The sequence below is a fragment of the Vibrio sp. Vb2131 genome (assembly GCF_033338535.1).
Lineage (GTDB): Bacteria > Pseudomonadota > Gammaproteobacteria > Enterobacterales > Vibrionaceae > Vibrio > Vibrio alginolyticus.
The window spans coordinates 1-500 of record NZ_JAWOSW010000195.1; the positions used below are offsets into that span (position 1 = coordinate 1).

General features: G+C 43.8%; 1 protein-coding gene. It reads right to left on the reverse strand.

Annotated elements, in window-relative coordinates; translation table 11 throughout:
• Positions 1-108: 108 nt before the first annotated feature.
• The coding region (locus R7E38_RS23505) for a His/Gly/Thr/Pro-type tRNA ligase C-terminal domain-containing protein (protein WP_318082270.1) at positions 109-500 on the reverse strand (392 nt) is incomplete at its 5' end.

The following is a 500-nucleotide window of genomic DNA, read 5'->3' on the forward strand; positions in this document are numbered from 1 at the left end:
ATTAACGAAATGAATAGTAAAGAAATTAGGGTCAGTGTCATTTCTGAGGACAATAGAAAAGGGTTGACCGAAGCCAACCCTTTTATTTAATCGAAACCTTTTAGGCGTTTATTTAAGTTGAGATTTAACGTGCTCAACAATATCCGCCATCGCTACTGGAGTTTTCTCGCCAGTACGACGGTTTTTGTATTCGAAGTTACCTTCATCCATGCTGCGATCGCCAATCACGATAGTGTGAGGGATACCGATCAACTCGATGTCAGAGAACATTACACCTGGGCGTTCTTTACGGTCATCAAATAGAACTTCGATGCCCATAGCAGTTAGTTCCGCGTATAGTTTCTCTGCTGCTTCTTTTACGCGCTCAGATTTGTGCATGTTCATTGGCACGATTGCTACTTGGAAAGGTGCAATTGCGTCTGGCCAAATGATGCCGTATTTGTCGTGGTTCTGTTCAATCGCAGAAGCAACAACACGCGATACACCGATGCCGTAACAGC